The organism is Clostridium sp. ATCC 25772 (genome assembly GCF_001573875.1).
Taxonomy (GTDB): domain Bacteria; phylum Bacillota; class Clostridia; order Clostridiales; family Clostridiaceae; genus Clostridium_J; species Clostridium_J senegalense.
This window is the reverse complement of the sequence record NZ_LFRG01000204.1, coordinates 1-539: the sequence shown is the minus strand read 5'-3', so window position 1 is coordinate 539 and position 539 is coordinate 1. Positions and strand designations below refer to the sequence as shown.

1 protein-coding gene is annotated in these 539 nt (G+C 31.2%); it reads right to left on the bottom strand.

Going from position 1 to position 539, the window contains the following annotated elements:
* Positions 1–539, bottom strand: a 539-nt coding sequence (locus tag AZI32_RS17600; protein ID WP_157450997.1) for an aminotransferase class V-fold PLP-dependent enzyme, incomplete at both ends; no start/stop codon positions are given.

Below are 539 nucleotides of genomic sequence, written 5' to 3'. Positions count from 1 at the left end.
TTGTCATATCCGATAAGCTAAATCTTATAGCTCCGTCAATTTCTTGTGGAGTAAGCCCTATTGCATTTAAAACATGGCTTCCCTTTTTCTTTGATGAACAAGCTGATCCTGTAGATACAAATACACCCTGCTGTGCTAAATGATGAAGTAGTACCTCTCCTTTAACATCTTTAAATGATATATTTAATATGTGACATACGCCGTCCTCAGGAGAATTCACTTTAATATCATCTATATTTTCAACTATAAAATCTTTTAGTAAAACTTTTAGTTTTTCTATTTTCTCTATTTTTGAATTTAAATCTGACATTATTATATCTATAGCTTCTCCTAGTCCATATATACCAGCTACATTTTCAGTTCCAGATCTTATACCTATTTCTTGTCCTCCACCAGTTAACATAGGTTTTATTTTGTTATTTTCCTTTACGTACATAAATCCAATACCTTTTGGACCGTGTAGTTTATGTCCACTAACACTCATAAAGTCTATGTTATATCTAGATGGTTTAAAATTGATTTTAGCAAATGACTGAACT